The sequence below is a fragment of the Kocuria coralli genome (genome assembly GCF_008831305.1).
GTDB classification, from domain to species: Bacteria; Actinomycetota; Actinomycetes; order Actinomycetales; family Micrococcaceae; genus Kocuria; species Kocuria coralli.
The window spans coordinates 63458-81355 of sequence record NZ_ML708614.1 but is presented as its reverse complement, the minus strand read 5'-3'; the positions used below and the strand labels follow the sequence as shown (position 1 = coordinate 81355).

Here is a 17898-nt window from a genome sequence, read left to right as displayed (position 1 = left end):
GCGGCGTGTGGGATCCCTCACCTCCCAGCGAACGGCAGGCAACAATGCTGTGACGGGGGCCTCCGGTCGCTAGGCTGAGACCCAGGCCACCCCGTTCAAGCGGAGGCGGCGGTTCAACGCGTGCTCAAGCCTCGCGCCCGCCGATCTCTCGGGGCGGATATATTGAGCCGACGTACCAGTAGAGGAGCACGTCCCATGGCAATGATCATCGATGTTCACGCCCGCCAGATCCTGGATTCCCGTGGTAACCCGACCGTCGAATGCGAGGTGCGCCTGGAGGACGGCTCCTTCGGCCGCGCAGCGGTTCCCTCGGGCGCCTCCACCGGTGAGCACGAGGCGGTCGAGCGTCGCGACGGCGATAAGTCCGTCTACCTCGGCAAGGGCGTCCTGGGCGCGGTCGAGGCCGTCAACGAGGAGATCTCGGAGGCCGTCATCGGCCTGGAGTCCACCGATCAGCGCCTGATCGACCGCACCATGCTCGAGCTCGACGGCACCCCCAACAAGGGCAAGCTGGGCGCCAACGCCATCCTGGGCGTCTCCCTCGCCGTGGCCCGCGCCTCCGCCGACGAAGCCGAGCTGCCGCTCTACAAGTACCTGGGTGGCCCCAACGCGCACGTCCTGCCCGTTCCGATGATGAACATCCTGAACGGCGGCTCCCACGCCGACTCCAACGTGGACATCCAGGAGTTCATGATCGCCCCGATCGGTGCCTCGACCTTCTCCGAGGCCCTGCGCTCGGGCGCCGAGGTCTACCACGCGCTGAAGTCCGTGCTCAAGGACCGCGGCCTGAACACCGGCCTGGGCGACGAGGGCGGCTTCGCGCCGAACCTCGAGTCCAACCGGGCGGCGCTGGACCTGATCCTCGAAGCCATCCAGAAGGCGGGCTACGAGCCGGGCAAGGACATCGCCCTGGCCCTGGACGTCGCCTCCTCGGAGTTCTTCGAGAACGGCTCCTACACCTTCGAAGGCGAGCAGAAGTCGGCCGAGGACATGGCCGCCTACTACGAGCAGCTGGTCGCCGACTACCCGCTGGTCTCCATCGAGGACCCGCTGGACGAGAACGACTGGGAGGGCTGGGCCAAGCTCACCGCCTCGGTCGGTCAGAAGGTCCAGCTGGTGGGCGACGACCTGTTCGTGACCAACCCCGAGTTCCTGGCCCGGGGCATCCGCGAGGACGTCGCCAACGCCCTGCTGGTCAAGGTCAACCAGATCGGCTCGCTGACCGAGACCCTCGAGGCCATCACCCTGGCCCAGACCAGCAGCTTCCGCTGCATGGTCTCGCACCGCTCGGGTGAGACCGAGGACACGACCATCGCGGACATCGCGGTGGCCACCAACGCCGGCCAGATCAAGACCGGCGCGCCGGCTCGCTCGGAGCGCGTGGCCAAGTACAACCAGCTCCTGCGCATCGAGGAAGCCCTGGGCGAGTCCGCCGTGTACGCGGGGGCCTCCGCCTTCCCGCGCTTCACCGCCTGACAGCGCTGAGACTCGTCGTGGCCGCCCGGGGCTCCCGGGCGGCCACGGTGTTTTCGGACCCGGCATGGAGGCCGGGCCATTAGACTCTCGCATCGGACGCGGTTGCGCAGCGATCCCGGATCCATGACCTCGCAGTCGTGGTCGCGTCCCGGACCATGTGAACGTCCGCTCGCCCGGGCGGACGACGACCAGCAGGAGTGACCAGGTGCCCCAGCGCGACTCTCACGACGAGCGGACGGACCAGGGCGCCCACGAACCGTTCTCGGCTGCGGCCCTGGCCCGCGGATTCGGTGCACGACGGCGCATGCTGCTGCTGATCGCCACGGTGCTGCTCATGGTCTTCCTCGCGGCGCCGACGACCAAGATCTACCTCGATCAGCGGGCGGAGATCCGTTCCCTGGAACAGAGCATCTCGGAGAACCAGACCGCCCGCGACGATCTCCAGCACGAGGTCTCCCTGTGGGACGACCCCGCCTACGTCCGGCAGCAGGCCCGCAACCGTCTCCTGATGGTCGAACCGGGGGAACGCTCCTACCTGGTGGTGGGGGCCGACAGCCTGGGCGACGAGGCCCCCGAATCGTCGGCGGTGCAGGAGGAGGCCGACCGTCCCGCCTGGGCGGATGCCCTGTGGGGCTCCGTCCTGGACTCCGGGTGGCCGGAGCAGCGGACATCGCCCAGCCAAGCCGAGAACTTCCCCCAGCTGGGGGACGCAGCCCAGCCGACCGAAACCAGCGAACCGGGCGCGGACGCCACCACCGATCCCGCCGCCCCATGAGGAACCCACGTGACTGAATCCCCCCAGGAGCGCACCGCGCGCGGCCTGCATTCGACCGCCGACACGCTGGATCCCAGCGACCTGGACCTGCAGGTGCTGTCCCGTCAGCTGGGTCGGCAGGTGCGCGACGTCGTCGAGATCCCGGCCCGCTGCGTCTGCGGCAATCCCCTGGTGGCCGCCACCGCGCCGCGACTGTCGAACGGCTCGCCGTTCCCCACCGTCTTCTACCTGGCGCACCCCGTCATCACGGCCGCGGTCTCCCGCCTGGAGGCCGAGGGGAAGATGTACGAGATGACCGACCGGCTGAGCACGGACGAGGATCTCGCCGCCTCCTACCGGCGCTCCCACCAGGACTTCCTGGCGGAACGCGAGCGCATCCGGCTGAAGTCCGGCACCGGCCCGGTCCCGGAGATCGACGGCATCTCGGCCGGGGGCATGCCCACGCGGGTCAAGTGCCTCCACGTCCTGGCCGGGCACTCCCTCTCCGCCGGTGCGGGAGTGAACCGCCTGGGGGACGAGACCCTGGAGCTGATCTCGCAGACCTGGGACACCGAGACCTGCCACTGCGACCCCGCCTGGCGCGGGGCTTGAGTCTGGAGCGGAACCACCGCCGGCCGGCCGCGGGCCGGCCGGGATCCCCCTGAGGAAGGACCTGATCATGCGCGTTGGCGCCATCGACTGCGGAACCAACTCGATCCGCCTTCTCATCGCCGATGTGGGCCGCGACGGCTCGTGGGGAGACGGCACCACCCTGACCGACGTCGTGCGGCTGAATACCATCGTGCGCCTGGGGCAGGGGGTGGACGCCACCGGCTGGCTGGCCCAGGACGCCCTGGAACGCACGTTCGCGGCCACGGAGGACTACGCCGGGCTGCTCGGCGAGCACCACGTGGACGCGGTACGGTTCGTGGCCACTTCGGCCACGCGCGACGCGGGCAACCGGCACGTGTTCGTCGACGGCATCCAGCGACGTCTCGGGGTGGAGCCCGAGGTGATCTCCGGGCAGGAGGAGGCGGCCCTGTCCTTCGCGGGGGCCTCCCTCGTCGCCCCTGCCGCGGACGCCGAGGACCGGGTCCTGGTGGTGGACCTCGGTGGCGGCTCCACGGAGTTCGTCCTGGGCTCCTCCGAGGGGATCGTCGCCGCCCGCAGCGTCGACGTGGGCTGCGTGCGGATGACGGAACGCCACCTCGGCTCCAACCCGCCGTCGCAGACGCAGCAGGCCGCCGTCCTGACCGACGTGGACCGCGCCATCGACAAGGTCCTGCAGACCGTGCCATTGGCGCAGGCACGCAGCCTCGTGGGAGTGGCCGGGTCCGTGACCACCATCACCGCACGGGCCCTGGGCCTGGAGACCTACGACGCAGAACGCCTCAACGGCAGCGTGCTGAGCGCGGAGGACGTCGGACGGGCGTGCCGTGAGCTCACCGGGATGACACGCGAACAGCGCGCCGCGCTGCCGTACATGCATCCGGGACGGGTGGACGTCATCGGCGGGGGAGCGCTGATCTGGCGCAGGATCGTCGAACGTGTCATGGAGGCGACATCCGGGCGGGTGAACTCCGTGACCACCAGCGAGCACGATATTTTGGACGGAATCGCCCTGTCCCTGACCGATCGCTGAAGCGGATACCAGATGCCGACAAACGCCCCAGGCCACCAGCAAGTCCCCGACCAGCCGGGCACCCCGTGGGACGGGGCGCCGCATCATGACGGGCGTCCCGCCGGGCCTGCCAGGCGAGCGGGCCGGCGCGTCCTGGGGATCGGGATCGCCGGCGCCCTGGTGGCCGGAGGCGCGGTGACGGCCGTCGTCGTCGATGCCGACGGCCGGACCGGACTGGCCACTCCGGCGAACGCGACCAACGCCGGGGCCCAGCTGAACCGGCAGCCGGCACCGGACGGCCCGGCGCCGTCCGTGCCGATCACGGATCCCACGGACGTCCCGGACCTGAGCTCACCTCCGGCGATCAGCGCGCAGCAGGCCCGGGCGGGGGAGTACTGGCTGGACGAATACGGTGTCCGCGGTGCCTGGGACGAGGCGACCGGCGAGGGCGTGAAGATCGCGGTGATCGACACCGGCGTGGACGGCGGCCATCCCGACCTCGAGGGTGCCGTGGGCACCGGAACGGACGTCTCCGGCGTCGGGGCGTCCGACGGGCAGGAAGGCCTGGGCGCGGAACCGCCCCACGGAACCATGGTGGCCTCCGTGGCGGCCGGACGAGGGCACGGCAGCCCTGCCAGCGGTGAGCCGGGAGGCGGTACAGGTGTCATCGGCGTCGCACCGGGTGCCGAGATCCTGCCCGTCTCCACCTGGCTCGGCACGGACCGCGAGGGAGTGCGGTCGACCGATCAGCAGATCCCCGACGCCGTGCGCTGGGCGGTGGACAACGACGCGGACATCATCAACATGTCGGTCGGCTCCCCGGATCAGACCTGGCCCGAGTCCTGGGACTCCGCCTTCGAGTACGCCGAGGAGAACGACGTCCTGGTCGTGGCCGCCGCGGGCAACCGCGGCAACGGCATCACGCAGGTGGGCGCTCCGGCCACGATCCCGAGCGTGCTGACGGTGGGCGGCGTCGACCGCAACGACCAGGCCGGGTGGGAGTCGTCGTCGCAGGGGATCTCGATCGCCGTTGCGGCTCCGTCGGAGGATCTGGTGGGCGCGGTACCGGGCGGCGGCTACGGCGAGTGGGCGGGCACGTCGGCGGCGGCCCCGATCGTCTCCGGCACCGCGGCGCTGATCATGGAGAAGTACCCGGACCTCTCGGCCCAGGAGGTGGCCCACCGGATCACCGCCTCGGCACGGGACGTCGGCGCCAGCGGACGCGACCCGCTGTACGGCTACGGCATCCTGGACGTGGAGGCCGCCGTCACCCAGGACATGGCGCCCATGGAGGGCGACGGGCCCCTGGGATCCATGGCCGAGTGGATCCAGATCCACCGTCGTCACGATTCCACGCCGACCGCCACGCCCTCGGCCAGCGCATCGGCCCTGACCTCGGAGGTGACCGCCGAGGCCCTCCCGCCCGAACCCGTGGCGCCGCTGAACTCGACGGGCGCTCTGCCGGTGTTCATCCTGGCCGGCTTCGGGGTGCTGGTCGCGGGCATCACCGGAGCGGCTGCCTGGCATATCCGCTGGCTGCTGCGCGGCGGGAAGAACTCCAAGGGCTCCTGAGACCCTTACTCCGCCGGGCTCGCCGCGCATTCGGTCCGAAACACATCGATCCGTGACGGGCTGAGCAGAAACAAGCGGAGAAGTTCGCCGGTGATGCGCGCGGTCTTGTCCGGACAGCGTTTAGACTCGTGCGCATGGTTGACACTTTTTTGGCCAAGGGCCGGAACCGGATCCTTATCGTCGGCGGTGGCTACGTAGGCTTCACCGTGGCGCAGCAACTACAGAAGCGGATCAAGGAATCCGGCGGAATCGTGACCGTCGTGGACCCCAACCCGTACATGATGTACCTGCCTTTCCTTCCGGAGGTGGCAGCGGGCAGCATTGAGGCGCGTTCCGCGGTGGTCGCCCACCAGCAGTACCTGAGCGACAGCGAGCTGGTCTCGGGCCGCGTGACCGGGATCGATCACGCCAACCGGGTCGCCACTGTGCAGACCATCGCCGATGGTCCTGTCCTGGATATCCCGTACGACGAGATCGTCGTCTCCGGTGGCTCCGTGACCCGCGCCTTCCCCATCGCGGGCCTGGGCGAGTCCGCTATCGGCATGAAGTCCATCGAAGAGGCCGTCGCCGTCCGCAACTGGGTGCTCGAGCGCATCAATACCGCATCCCAGTCCACGGACGAGGAGCTGCGGCGCCGTGCCTTGACCTTCGCCGTCGTGGGCGGCGGATTCGCCGGCGTCGAGACCATCGCAGAGCTCGAGGACATGGCCCGTGTGGCCGTCGAACGCGATCCTCGCCTGAAGGTCTCCGACCTTCGCTTCGTGATGATCGAGGCCATGGGACGCATCATGCCCGAGGTCTCCAAGGAACGTGCCGAGAAGGTCGTGGCGCACCTGCGCTCCCGCGGCATCGAGGTGCTGCTGAACACCTCCCTGGCCTCGGCGGAGGACAACCACCTCAAGCTGATGAACATGCAGGACAAGTCCCCCGCCGGTGAGATGGACGCCGACACCCTGATCTGGACCGCCGGCGTGGCGGCCAACCCGCTGGCCAAGAACTCGGACTTCCCGCTGGACGAGCGCGGCCGTGTTCGCGCGGGTGCCGATCTGCGTATCACCGGCGACGACGGCCCGCTCGAGAAGGCCTGGACCGCCGGCGACAACGCCGCGGTGCCGGACCTCTCCGGCGGCGGCGTGGGCGGCTTCTGCGTTCCCAATGCCCAGCACGCGGTCCGCCAGGCCAAGGTCCTGGCCAGGAACATCCTGGCCGCTCGCGAGGGCAGGGAACTGCAGGACTACTACCACGAGAACATCGGGGCCGTCGCGGGCTTCGGCCTCAACAAGGGCGTGGCCAACATCAAGGGCATCGAGTTCCAGGGGTTCCCGGCGTGGGCCATGCACCGCCTGTACCACGGCGCCGCCATTCCCACGATCGAGCACAAGGCACGCGTGTTCACCGAATGGGGTCTCAACATGATCTTCGGGCGCAACACCGCCCCGATCCGTCACGTCCGTGACCCCCGCCTGAACTTCCAGAGCGCCACCGGCCAGGAAGTGGTGCGCACCAAGATCAAGCTCTGATCTTCTTGCCATCGGTCAGCCCCTTCACCGGAATTCGGGGAGGGGCTGACCCATGCCCCCATAGCCCAATTGGCAGAGGCAGCGGACTTAAAATCCGCTCAGTGCGGGTTCGAGTCCCGCTGGGGGCACCATAAATCATGGTGTGCGACTCTTTAGCGACGGCCGATTCCGGGGACATCGGCCTGGACGTTCCATTCCCGGGCGACGCGGTGGACGAGAGGGCGCCGGTGGCCTCCTTGCAGTCCGGCTCGCGTATCTCGCCTCGGTTGCAGACCAACGACTAGAACTAGTAGGAGCACCACGTGGGGGAGAGTCCTGGAAGTACCGATCCCGAGTCCGGTGAGCAACGGCGCGGTGGCCTGACACGGCGCCGGGTGATCATGACCGCCGCCGGCGTGATCGCGACCGCTGCCGCGGTGGGAGTCGCCACCCGGATTCCCGAGTGGCTCGAGGACGAACCGACCGGCGAGGACCTCGCCGCGGATCGGATCTTCGATGCCGACATCAACGAGCGCGGCCTGAGCGGCTACGCCAAGCTGATACCGGATGACAACAGGGAGGGCCTGGGCTACCACCTGGTCCCCGACCCCGTGGGCGGCGGACGGCAGGTAGTCCGGTTCACGTCCCAGCCGGGATTGACCCTGGGCAACGAGTTCCCGCGATCCATGGTCGAAACCGAGCCGATCATCAAGGCGGCCGCGCACGGTAACGACAACGACGTGTACTTCAACGGGTTCTCCATCTATGTCCTGGACGACGACTTCGAACAGGACACCTGGATCACGGTGTTCACCGGTGGCTACGGTCCACCGGCCAATGGCGCCTCGCTTCTGGGCCTCATGCTGGTGCGGCATCCCGAGGGCGGGCTCATGCTACGGATGGGCGATGACCCGCAACTGCTCGGCGACACCGTGCGGGTGCCCACCGGGCGCTGGGTGGGCGTGATCCAGGCGTACAAGTACGCATACGAGAGCAACGGCGGCTGGGTGGAGATGTGGATCAACACCGATGGGCAATGGCAGGAGGTTCAGATCAACGGCGAGAACCAGGCGACCCTGGACGTCATGCGTCCCGGCGTTACCGACGGGTGGTACCGGGACGCATCCGTACCGGCCTCGTTCTCGCGCATCGGCGTGTACGGCAGCAGGCCCTATGAGGCATTCTTCGCCTCGCATCGCATCGCGCGCAGCTTTGACGCCGCCGACCCTCTGCGCTGACTCTCGACGCTGACGATTCACGCTTCCCAGGTGTTGCCCGTAAGTTCACGGACCCCTTTCGTGCGGCGCGGTTACACGGCAGAGTTGGAGGTGCGTCACAGCCGACGCCGCCGGCGGCCGAGGGCGTCCGCGGGCCGCACGAACAAGGAGTGCTCCATGAAGAAGCTGATCAACGATCCGGCGAACGTCGTCACCGAGACGCTTGAGGGATTCTCCTCGGCCCACGCCGATCTGGTCACCGTGCACCTCGACCCCGACTACGTCGTCCGGGCCGATGCCCCCGTGCAGGGCAAGGTCGGGGTGGTCTCCGGGGGTGGCTCGGGCCATGAACCGCTGCACGCGGGATTCGTCGGCCTGGGCATGCTCGACGCCGCCGTGCCGGGGCCGGTCTTCACCTCGCCCACGCCGGACCCGATCCTGGAGGCGACCAAAGCGGTCGACGGCGGTGCCGGGGTGCTGCACATCGTGAAGAACTACACCGGCGACGTGCTCAACTTCGAGACCGCGGCGGAAATGGCCGAACTGGAGGAGATCACGGTCCGGTCCGTCGTGGTCAACGACGACGTCGCCGTCGAGGACTCCACCTTCACGGCCGGGCGCCGGGGCGTCGGCGGTACCGTGCTGGTGGAGAAGATCGCCGGTGCCGCCGCCGAGCGCGGGGACGATCTGGACGCGGTGACCGCGGTCGCAGAGAAGGTGATCGGCCAGGTGCGTTCGATGGGCGTCGCGCTGACCGCCTGCACCGTACCGCACGCCGGCAAGCCGTCCTTCGACCTCGGCGAGGACGAGATCGAGATCGGCATCGGCATCCACGGCGAGCCTGGGCGGCACCGGATCCCGATGGCCGGCGCCGATGAGATCACAGACCGGCTGCTCGACCCGATCCTGGCCGACCTCGAGGTCGACTCCGGGTCCGTGCTGCTGTTCGTCAACGGCATGGGCGGCACCCCCGAGTCCGAGCTGTACATCGTCTACCGGCACGCCCGGGAGCGCCTCGAGCAGGCGGGCCTGACCGTGGCCCGCTCGCTGGTGGGCAACTACATCACCTCGCTGGAGATGCAGGGATGCTCGATCACGGTTCTGGTGCTCGACGACGAGCTCACCGAGCTATGGGATGCACCCGTCAACACCGTCGCTCTGAGAAGAGGAGTCTGAATGTCGAACCTGGACGTGGAATGGGCCCTGGAATGGATGCGCCGCGCGTCCGCCGCGCTCACCGAGCACCGTGCGGAACTCAACGATCTCGACCGTGCGATCGGCGACGGCGACCACGGTGAGAACATGGCCCGTGGCTTCACGGCCGTCGTGGAGCGGATCGGGGCCACGCCGCCCGATGATGTCACCGGGGTGTTCAAAGTGGTGGCGCAGGCCCTGATGTCGAAGGTCGGCGGCGCGGCCGGTCCGCTCTACGGGACCGCCTTCATGCGCGCCGCCAAGGCGACCGAAGGCGACCTGGACGCCGCCGGTGTGGTTGCCGTCTGCGCTGCCGCGCTCGAGGGAGTCGTGGCCCGGGGCAAGGCGACCACAGGGGAGAAGACCATGGTGGACGCCTGGTCGCCTGCGACCGAGGCGGCTCAGGCCGCCGCGGACGCGGGCCGGAGTCCCGCCGAGGTGCTGCGCGCCGCCGCCGATTCGGCCGAGGCGGGGGCCGCCGCGACGGTCCCGCTGGAGGCGACCAAGGGACGCGCCTCGTACCTCGGCGAGCGCTCCATCGGGCATCAGGACCCGGGGGCCACCTCGACCGCCTACCTGCTCGCCACCGCGGCGGATGCCGCAGAATCGAGGGGCTGACCATGTCGGTTGCGTTCGTCGTCGTCTCGCACTCGGCCAAGCTGGCCGAGGGAGTGGTCGAACTCGCCAGTCAGATGGGTCGGGACGTGGAATTCCGTGCTGCGCGCGGCACCGACGACGGCGGCATCGGGACCTCGTTCGATGCGATCTACGCCGCCGTCGAGGAGCTCACCGGGCTCGGCCACCAGGTGGCGCTGTTGACCGACCTGGGCTCGGCCGACATGACCGTGAAGTCCATCCTGGAGGTGATGGACGACGACAACGTCCGCTTCTGTCCGGGCCCGCTGGTCGAGGGAGCGGTCTCGGCCGCGGTCGCCGCGCAGATCGGTCGCGACCTCGACGCCGTCGCCGAGGCGGCCCGGGCCCGGGAGCTGTTCAGGTGACCTGACGGAGCGGCAGGGGAGCGGGCACAGGGAAGGGGCGGGACGACGTATCCGAACGTCGTCCCGCCCCTTCCTGGCGCTACTTGACTTTCTTGATGGGTATGATCACCGCTGCGTCTATGAGTGCTAGAGCGCCTGCGATATACAGCAACGGTTGATAGTTCGCGACTTCTTGGCCGTCTACCGTCACCGCCGTCCAGGCGACGATGAAGCCGACGAGGATCGGCGAGGATCGGCGAGAGCGTCTGGGGCAGGGCGTTGGCGATGTTGAACACGCCCAGGTCCTTGCCCGCATCGTCCGGGTTCGGGAGGACGTCGACCACCAGGGCGAGATCGACGCCGATGTAGACGCCGTAGGCGATACCGAGCACCGCCTCGACCAGGTAGAACATGTCCACCGAGTGGGTGTGGGCGAGCATGACCGTGCCGACGGCGTACAGGACGGTCGACAGGATGACGAAGATCTTGCGCCGCTGGAGCTTGTCCGAGAGCTTGCCCGCGAACCAGGCGGTGACCACCAGGCAGACCGTGTAGATCAGCACGCTGGTCGTGATGACGCCGGCGACGTTCTCCTCGGGGACGCCCACCTGCCGGTTCAGGAAGAAGAACCGGTAGGTGCTGAACATGAACGAGGCCATCGTGATCAGGAACCGCGACCACCACGCGAAGGCGTAGTCGGGGTACTTGAGGGGGCTCACCCAGAAGGTCTGCGCCCATTCCTTGAGGGTCATGGACGGCGGCTTGGCCGGCAGCACCTGGTCCTTGAGGACGAAGGCGAAGAACAGCATGGCCGCGATCGCCACGAAGGACGGGACCACGAGCATCACGAACATGTTCGACTGGAACAGCTCCGCGACCCAGGTGCCGCCGAGGATGCCGACGTTCTGGGCCATGCCGAGCAGGGCCGAGACGCCGCCGCGCTGGAACTTCGGGACCTGGTCGGAGATGGTCGCGATGAACGGCGCCAGGGTGGCGTTGGCACCCAGCTGCGCGATGAACCAGCCGCCCGCGGTCATGGCGACGTTCGGTGCGAGCGCCATGATGATCAGGCCCAGGCTCATGCCCAGGGTGCCGCCCACGATCCACGGCCGGCGGCGGCCGAGCTTCGAGGTGGTGCGGTCCGAGAGCCGGCCGAAGACGACGTTGGCGATGAGGGCGCCCGCGGCTCCCACACCGGCGACGACGGCGACGGCGTTCTCACGGGCGACCCCGACGTCCTCGACGATCGTGACGATCTTCAGGCTGACGCCGATGATCGCCGGACCGAGCAGGGCGACGAAGAAGGAACTGCGCTATGACCAGCGCGAACATATACGACTTGGGTGCCGGGTCGGTCGGTTCCTTGAACCAGTGGTGCTCACGGACCACCTCGCCCGCCATGGTCATCCCCGAAGGGTTGCCAGCGGCTGACCCACTTACTGACGTCATCCCTGCCTCCTATGGCCAATCTTGGGATCGGCGGGAATGACGGATCCGAATGTGTCGGACGCCACACTGCGCCTCATGCGAGGAAAACCTAGTCCGTTTAGGTTTTCAGCACAAGAGGCAGGATTCAGGTTTCGTTAAGGTACGCGTAACCCGCTGGTAGCCCGCTCGCAAGCCCTTGTCGATCAAAATCCAAACGGCTACGGTTTCTCGCACCGCACCCGTCCTGGGATGCGGCAATGACGCCGTCCATCCTCCGGGAGTTTCCATGTCTGAATCGCCTCAACTGCCGAACGTCTCCGACCTCACTCTCGAGGAGAAGGCCGCTCTGACCAGCGGCGCCGACTTCTGGACCACGGCGAGCGTCGAGCGAGCCGGTGTCCCGTCCATCATGATGACCGACGGGCCGCACGGCCTGCGCAAGCAGTCGGGCGGATCGGATCACCTGGGGCTCTCGGCCAGCGTCCCGGCCACCTGCTTCCCTCCGGCCGTCGGGCTCAGCGCCACGTTCGACCCCGATCTGGCGGAACGGGTCGGTGAGGCGCTGGGGACCGAGTCGGCCATCGAGGACGTCGCCGTCATCCTCGGCCCCGGGATCAACATCAAGCGCTCGCCCCTGTGCGGCCGCAACTTCGAATACATGTCGGAGGATCCGATCGTCGCCGGGGCGATGGGGGCCGGCCTGGTCCAGGGCATCCAGTCCAAGGGCGTGGGCTCGTCGCTGAAGCACTTCGCCGCCAACAACCAGGAGACCGACCGCCTCCGGGTCTCCAGCGACGTCGACCCCCGGCCGCTGCGCGAGATCTACCTGCGGGGCTTCGAGCGAGTCGTCAAGAGCGCCCAGCCCTGGACGGTGATGTGCTCCTACAACCGGGTCAACGGCGTCCTCGCATCGGAGGATCCCTTCCTGCTGACCGAGGTGCTGCGGGACGACTGGGGCTTCGAGGGCCTCGTCGTCTCCGACTGGGGAGCCGTGTCCAACCGGGTGGCCGGTGTTCGCGCCGGTCTCGACCTGGAGATGCCCTCCAGCAACGGGCGCACGCCCGCCGAGATCGTGGCCGCGGTTCGCGCCGGTGAGCTCGAGGAGGCCGAGCTCGACGCCGTGGTCCAGCGGGTGCTCGACCTCGTCGGCAGGTCCCTGACCCGCCCGGCCGTCGACGGACCCCTCGACGTCGAGGCGCATCACACCCTCGCCCGCGAGGTCGCGGGCCGTTCGATCGTGCTGCTCAAGAACGACGATGGCTTCCTGCCGCTCAGCAGTGGCACGAAGGTGGCGGTGGTCGGGACGTTCGCCGAGACGCCGCGCTACCAGGGTGCCGGCTCGTCCCAGATCAACCCCACCCGCCTCGACACGGGGCTGGAGGAGATCCGCGCCCTGGCCGACGGCGAGGTGGCCTTCGCCCAGGGCTACACGGTCGACGGCTCCGGGGACGCCGAGGCTCTGCGGGCCGAGGCCGTGGCCATCGCCGGCGAGGCGGAGAAGGTCGTGGTCTTCCTGGGCGTTCCCGCCCACGAGGAGTCGGAGGGCTACGACCGCGAGCACATCGACCTCCCCGCCGCTCAGCTGGAGCTCCTCGATGCGGTGCTCGAGGTCAACCCCAACGTCGTCGTCACTCTCTCCAATGGAGGTGGCGTCGACCTCCCGTTCGCCGACCGGGTGCCCGCGATCCTGGAGGGCTGGCTGCTCGGCCAGGCCGGTGGCGGTGGCACGGCCGACGTCCTCTACGGGGTGCTCAACCCCTCCGGCAAGCTCGCCGAGACGATTCCGCTGCGCCTGAGCGATACCCCTGCCTTCGGCAACTTCCCCGGTGAGAACGGGCACGCCCGTTATGGCGAGGGGCTGCTGGTCGGTTACCGCTGGTACGACGCCAAGGGCCTGGATGTCCGGTTCCCCTTCGGCCACGGCCTGTCCTACACGACTTTCGACATCGGCGACGCCTCGGCCTCGGTGGACGCGGACGGCGACGTCGTCGTGACGGTCACGGTGACCAACACCGGTGCCGTGGCCGGCCGCGAAGTCGTGCAGGCCTACACCTCCTTGCCCGGCTCCTCCGTGCAGCGCCCGCCGCGCGAGCTCAAGGCGTTCCGGAGCGTCGCCCTGGAGCCGAACGAGACCAAGGAGGTCACCCTCACCCTCAGCCGGGCGGAACTGGCCTACTGGGACATCCGCGTCGACAGCTGGATCGTCGAGAGCGGGACCTACACGGTCGAGGTCGGGGCCTCCAGTCGCGATCTGCGCACGTCCGCCACGGTGCAGATCGACGGTGACCGGGTCCAGCTGCCGATCACCCTGGAGTCCTCGTTCGACGAGGTCCTGGCCGATCCCAATGCCGGCCCTCTTCTGCAGGCCGCGCTGGACGAGAGCATGGGCGATGACGACGCAGGCATGCTCAAGATGCTGGCCAACTTCCCCGTGGGCAGGATGGACGGCTTCCCGCTCCCGCGCACGGAGATGGTGAAGATCGTCGAGAAGGCGCAGCAGTCCTGACGGACGCCCGTCCTTGACCGCCCCCGGATCGGTACCGATCCGGGGGCGGTTCTCTGTGCGCCCCGGCATCGATAGCTTCAGTATTGACTTATATAAGCGACAGCTGAAACTATGGAGCCATGCACGCACTCGACATCCTGGGGGACCCCGTCAGGAGAAGGATCCTGGAGCTCATGGCGAGCGGGGAACGTTCCGCCGGCGAGCTCTCGGACATCGTCGGAGGGGAGTTCGGCATCAGTCAGCCCGCTGTGTCCCAGCATCTGAAGGTGCTGCGCGACAGCGGGTTCGCCACCGTTCGCCCCCAGGGGGCCAGGCGGCTCTATTCGGTCGACCCTGCACCCCTGCAGGAGGCGGACCAGTGGATCGCGGCCTTCCGGCGGTTCTGGGTGCCCAAGTTCGCGGCACTGGACACCGAGATCGCTCGCGGGCGTCGAGAGCGGCGCATGGAGCAGGAGCGAAACGCACCGGGAGTACCGGAAGCACCGGTACCAGGAGAGGGAGACAGAGATGAGTGACGAGACCGGGGAGCTGCCCGTCGATATCGCCGGACAGCTCGACGCCGTCGAGCGCGGGCTGACCATCGAGCAGAAGGAGGAGGTCGCGCGTGTCCAGTCCAGCCTCAGCCAGGTCTACGCGACCACCGTCGATGACCTCTGGGATGCCTGCACCAATGCCGAGAGACTGCCGCGGTGGTTCGCCCCGGTCACGGGCGACCTGAAGCTCGGCGGCCGATACCAGGTGGAGGGCAATGCGGGTGGCACCGTCGAGAGCTGCGAGCCCCCGCGGCATTTCGCCGCCACCTGGGAGTTCGGCGGAGCGGTCTCCCGCATCGAGGTCAGCGTGGAGGCCGTAACCGGTGCGGAAGAGGGTGCACGGCTCACTCTCGTCCACCGCGCGGACACCCCGAACGACTTCTGGGCAACTTACGGTCCGGGCGCCACGGGCGTGGGCTGGGAGCTGGGTCTGCTGGGGCTGGCCCTGCACATCTCCACCGGGGCCTCCAAGCCGCCCGAGTCCTCGGGCTGGGAGACCTCGCCCCAGGCCAGGGAGTTCGTGGCCGGCTCCAGCCACCGGTGGGCCCGGGCCTCCGTCGATGCGGGAACCCCCGAGGAGGACGCACGCGCCGCCGAACTGCGCACCACCGCCTTCTATCGCGGCGAGGAGCACTGATCGGAGCGGGTCTCCGGCTGGTCTACCGGTGCCCCGCGATCTCCTTCGATGCCGGCTGATCCGAGCAGCATCCGCAGCTGTGCGCGCAGGGTCGCGCGCAGCTGGCCGACGGTCAGCGCCCCGTGCGGGGTCACGGCGTCGAGGGTGAGGCCGCCGATGGTGGCTGTGAGCTGGGCTGCGCGCATCCGGGGGTCGGATACGCCCAGTGTCGCCAGCGCGTCATGGGCCACCATCGAGAGGTCCGAGGCCATGCGTGCGGCCATCGCCTGGAAGACGGGCCGGGTGCGGGAGGCCATGATCAGCTCGACCACCACGATGGCCTCGCCCCGCCGGTCCTCGTCAACGGGCAGTACCTCCTCGACCAGTGCCTGCAGGGCGTCGACGGCGGCCTCGCCGTCGAGTCCGTCCAGATGCTCGAGAGGGTGCCTGGCCAGCCTGCGCCCCATACGATCGCCGGCCTCCTGGGCCGCGGCCGCGAGCAGGTCCTGATGGCCGTCGAAGTAGTGTCGGACCGAGCCGATATTCAGGTGCGATGCGTCGGCGACCCTCCTGAGGGTCAGGCCCTCGATGCCTTCGGCCACGACCAGGCGGAACGCCGCCTCCACCACTTGCTGCCTTCTGCGGGCGGGATCGATCCGTGCAGGCATGCCCTTCAGCTCCTCTCTCGCTCGACGCGGCTCTCGTCCCATGCCGGCTGCGCGGTCTCGCGGACGTTGCCGTCGGCTCCGAAGACGACGAACCGGTCGAAGTCACGGGCGAACCAGCGATCGTGCGTCACGGCGATCACGGTTCCGCTGTACGCATCCAGTGCGTGCTGCAGGGCCTCGGCGGAGATGATATCGAGATTGTCGGTAGGCTCGTCCAGGAGCAGCATGGTCGCGCCGCTGAGTTCGAGGAGCAGGATCTGAAGCCTGGCCTGTTGTCCTCCCGAGAGCGAGTCGAATGTCTGCTCGGCGGCTTGCACGAGTTCGTATCGTGCGAGGGCACGGGAGGCCTCGTCCTCTGCCAATCCGTTCCGGTGGTCGTCACCTCGGTGCAGGATCTCCAGGAGAGTGCGCCCTGACAGATCCGGGCGTGCGCGGTTCTGCACGAACCACCCGGGGCTCACGCGGGCGCCCAGGGTCGCCGTCCCCGTATGGGGGACGGGCTCGATCACGATGTCGCCCGTGGTGGATGCGCGCTCGTGCTCCGGGTCGCTGCCACCGGCGGCGATCAGCCGGAGGAAATGCGACTTCCCGGAACCGTTCGATCCGAGGATCGCGATCCGGTCGCCGTACCGGGCCTCCAAATCGAAGGGACGCATCAGGCCCGTGAGCTCGAGCCGGGCGCAGACGAGGGCACGCTTGCCTGTGCGCCCGCCCCGCAGGCGCATCGTCAGGCGCTGTTCACGAGGCCGTTCCTCGGGCGGCCCCTCCCGTTCGAATCTGGCCAGGCGCGTCTGCGCCGCCCGGTAGCGGGAGGCCATGTCGGAGTTGTAGGCGGCCTTCTGCTTGTACATCTGCGTGAGGGCGCGCAGCTTCGCATGGTCCTCGTCCCAGCGACGGCGCAGTTCCTCCAGACGCTCGAAACGCCGTCGGCGCGCCTCGTGATAGGAATCGAAGCCTCCGGGGTGCGTCCACGCGCGGTTGCCCGCGGCGCCGCGTTCCAGGGTCACGATCGTCGTCGCGGTCCGGGCCAGGAGCTCGCGGTCGTGGCTGACGTAGAGGATGCCCTTGTCGCTGGCCCGGAGCCGGTCCTCGAGCCATTGTTTTCCCGGCACGTCGAGGGAGTTGTCCGGTTCGTCCAGCAGGAGCAGGTCTGCCGGTCCCCGCAACAGGGCTTCCAGCGCGAGCCGTTTCTGCTCACCGCCCGATAGCGCCGAGAGCGGCCGGCCGCGGCATTGTTCGAACGGCAGTCCGAGTGCGGCGACCGTGCAGGCATCCCACATCACTTCCGTGTCATAACCTCCCGCGTCGCCCCACGCGGTGACCGCGGAGGCGAAGGCCATCTGCGATTCGGTGCTGCCCTGCTCGGCCATGGTCCTTTCGGAGCGCGAGAGGTGTTCGGCCGCCCGGCGGATCGCCGAAGAGGCGACTGACAGCAGCAGTTCGTGGACGGTCCCACCGGCGACGAACTGCCTCATCACCCCCAGCGTTCCCGTGCAGGCGACGGCGCCCCGTTCGGGGGTGACCTCCTTCGTGATGATCCGCAGCAGTGTGCTCTTTCCCGTCCCGTTGGCGCCGATCAGCGCGACGCGCTCTCCCGCGCCGACGGTGAGGGACAGGTCGTCCAACAGCGGACGCCCGTCTGGAAGTGCGTAGGTCACGGAGGCGACGTCGAGATAAGCCATGGAACGAAATTATCACAGCTGTGATAAATAAAGAGAAGCCCTCTCTCGCCCGGCGATTCCGCCTTGCGGGCGAGGGCATGGTCCGATCACCGCGTATCGGGCGCCCGGGCTTCCCCGGCGACTGCAGCGGGACTGATTCCCCGACCACGAGT

General features: G+C 68.7%; 15 protein-coding genes, 1 tRNA gene and 1 pseudogene. 14 read left to right on the top strand and 3 right to left on the bottom strand.

The features are described from left to right. The first annotated feature begins 195 nt into the window (after window positions 1-195). From eno to dhaM, 11 genes are all read left to right on the top strand, one after another. Complete coding sequence (gene eno / locus FCK90_RS05650) at window positions 196-1476, top strand: phosphopyruvate hydratase (RefSeq protein ID WP_158033325.1); 1281 nt, start codon at window positions 196-198, stop codon at window positions 1474-1476. A gap of 205 nt (window positions 1477-1681) precedes the next feature. Continuing rightward, window positions 1682-2251, top strand: a complete 570-nt coding sequence (locus FCK90_RS05645; protein ID WP_158033324.1) for an FtsB family cell division protein — start codon at window positions 1682-1684, stop codon at window positions 2249-2251. 9 nt (window positions 2252-2260) lie between these two features. Then, window positions 2261-2842 (top strand): DUF501 domain-containing protein, encoded by a 582-nt coding sequence (locus FCK90_RS05640; protein ID WP_158033323.1) that lies wholly within the window; start codon window positions 2261-2263, stop codon window positions 2840-2842. A gap of 67 nt (window positions 2843-2909) precedes the next feature. Then, complete coding sequence (locus FCK90_RS05635; RefSeq protein ID WP_158033322.1) at window positions 2910-3872, top strand: Ppx/GppA phosphatase family protein; 963 nt, start codon at window positions 2910-2912, stop codon at window positions 3870-3872. Between the two features lie 12 nt (window positions 3873-3884). Continuing rightward, window positions 3885-5423, top strand: coding sequence for a S8 family peptidase (locus tag FCK90_RS05630; RefSeq protein WP_220433282.1), 1539 nt, complete (start codon window positions 3885-3887; stop codon window positions 5421-5423). A 134-nt stretch (window positions 5424-5557) separates the two neighbouring features. Beyond that, a complete protein-coding gene (locus FCK90_RS05625; protein WP_158033321.1) occupies window positions 5558-6943 on the top strand; it encodes an NAD(P)/FAD-dependent oxidoreductase in 1386 nt (461 codons plus the stop codon). Window positions 6944-6997: 54 nt separating this feature from the next. Further along, window positions 6998-7074: transfer RNA gene (locus FCK90_RS05620), tRNA-Leu, on the top strand. Window positions 7075-7245: 171 nt separating this feature from the next. Continuing rightward, window positions 7246-8160: a polysaccharide lyase family protein gene (locus FCK90_RS05615; RefSeq protein WP_158033320.1), complete on the top strand. Its 915-nt coding sequence runs from the start codon at window positions 7246-7248 to the stop codon at window positions 8158-8160. A 156-nt stretch (window positions 8161-8316) separates the two neighbouring features. Then, window positions 8317-9315, top strand: a complete 999-nt coding sequence (dhaK, locus tag FCK90_RS05610; RefSeq protein WP_158033319.1) for a dihydroxyacetone kinase subunit DhaK — start codon at window positions 8317-8319, stop codon at window positions 9313-9315. After that, complete coding sequence (gene dhaL / locus FCK90_RS05605) at window positions 9316-9951, top strand: dihydroxyacetone kinase subunit DhaL (RefSeq protein ID WP_158033318.1); 636 nt, start codon at window positions 9316-9318, stop codon at window positions 9949-9951. 2 nt (window positions 9952-9953) lie between these two features. Continuing rightward, window positions 9954-10334 carry a dihydroxyacetone kinase phosphoryl donor subunit DhaM gene (dhaM, locus tag FCK90_RS05600; protein ID WP_158033317.1) on the top strand — a complete coding sequence of 127 codons (381 nt, stop codon included), beginning with the start codon at window positions 9954-9956 and terminating at the stop codon, window positions 10332-10334. A gap of 293 nt (window positions 10335-10627) precedes the next feature. Here dhaM and FCK90_RS05595 read toward each other — a convergent pair. Beyond that, a pseudogene (locus FCK90_RS05595) lies at window positions 10628-11560 on the bottom strand (MFS transporter); the annotation flags it as partial. A 467-nt stretch (window positions 11561-12027) separates the two neighbouring features. Between FCK90_RS05595 and FCK90_RS05590 the strand changes: the two are divergent. From FCK90_RS05590 to FCK90_RS05580, 3 genes are all read left to right on the top strand, one after another. After that, a complete protein-coding gene (locus FCK90_RS05590; protein ID WP_158033315.1) occupies window positions 12028-14247 on the top strand; it encodes a glycoside hydrolase family 3 C-terminal domain-containing protein in 2220 nt (739 codons plus the stop codon). 119 nt (window positions 14248-14366) lie between these two features. Then, the gene (locus FCK90_RS05585) at window positions 14367-14762 is read left to right on the top strand and encodes an ArsR/SmtB family transcription factor (RefSeq protein ID WP_158033314.1); all 396 of its coding nucleotides are present in this window, start codon (window positions 14367-14369) and stop codon (window positions 14760-14762) included. Continuing rightward, a complete protein-coding gene (locus FCK90_RS05580; protein ID WP_158033313.1) occupies window positions 14755-15417 on the top strand; it encodes an SRPBCC family protein in 663 nt (220 codons plus the stop codon). Before FCK90_RS05585 ends, FCK90_RS05580 begins: the two co-directional genes overlap by 8 nt. On the opposite strand, the gene FCK90_RS05575 is transcribed toward FCK90_RS05580, so the two are convergent. Together FCK90_RS05575 and FCK90_RS05570 are read right to left on the bottom strand one after the other, a co-directional pair. After that, window positions 15396-16064, bottom strand: a complete 669-nt coding sequence (locus FCK90_RS05575; RefSeq protein ID WP_158033312.1) for a TetR/AcrR family transcriptional regulator — start codon at window positions 16062-16064, stop codon at window positions 15396-15398. The two genes, FCK90_RS05580 and FCK90_RS05575, sit on opposite strands and share 22 nt — an antisense overlap. A gap of 5 nt (window positions 16065-16069) precedes the next feature. Beyond that, window positions 16070-17746, bottom strand: coding sequence for an ABC-F family ATP-binding cassette domain-containing protein (locus FCK90_RS05570; RefSeq protein ID WP_158033311.1), 1677 nt, complete (start codon window positions 17744-17746; stop codon window positions 16070-16072). Window positions 17747-17898 lie beyond the last annotated feature (152 nt).

Excerpts from the sequence above, each read along its gene's own strand:
- eno (WP_158033325.1), top strand. The coding sequence starts at position 196 with ATGGCAATGATCATCGATGTTCACGCCCGCCAGATCCTGGATTCCCGT.
- FCK90_RS05635 (WP_158033322.1), top strand. The coding sequence starts at position 2,910 with ATGCGCGTTGGCGCCATCGACTGCGGAACCAACTCGATCCGCCTTCTC.
- FCK90_RS05630 (WP_220433282.1), top strand. The coding sequence starts at position 3,885 with ATGCCGACAAACGCCCCAGGCCACCAGCAAGTCCCCGACCAGCCGGGC.
- FCK90_RS05625 (WP_158033321.1), top strand. The coding sequence starts at position 5,558 with ATGGTTGACACTTTTTTGGCCAAGGGCCGGAACCGGATCCTTATCGTC.
- dhaK (WP_158033319.1), top strand. The coding sequence starts at position 8,317 with ATGAAGAAGCTGATCAACGATCCGGCGAACGTCGTCACCGAGACGCTT.
- dhaL (WP_158033318.1), top strand. The coding sequence starts at position 9,316 with ATGTCGAACCTGGACGTGGAATGGGCCCTGGAATGGATGCGCCGCGCG.
- dhaM (WP_158033317.1), top strand. The coding sequence starts at position 9,954 with ATGTCGGTTGCGTTCGTCGTCGTCTCGCACTCGGCCAAGCTGGCCGAG.
- FCK90_RS05590 (WP_158033315.1), top strand. The coding sequence starts at position 12,028 with ATGTCTGAATCGCCTCAACTGCCGAACGTCTCCGACCTCACTCTCGAG.
- FCK90_RS05585 (WP_158033314.1), top strand. The coding sequence starts at position 14,367 with ATGCACGCACTCGACATCCTGGGGGACCCCGTCAGGAGAAGGATCCTG.
- FCK90_RS05580 (WP_158033313.1), top strand. The coding sequence starts at position 14,755 with ATGAGTGACGAGACCGGGGAGCTGCCCGTCGATATCGCCGGACAGCTC.
- FCK90_RS05575 (WP_158033312.1), bottom strand. The coding sequence starts at position 16,064 with ATGCCTGCACGGATCGATCCCGCCCGCAGAAGGCAGCAAGTGGTGGAG.
- FCK90_RS05570 (WP_158033311.1), bottom strand. The coding sequence starts at position 17,746 with ATGGCTTATCTCGACGTCGCCTCCGTGACCTACGCACTTCCAGACGGG.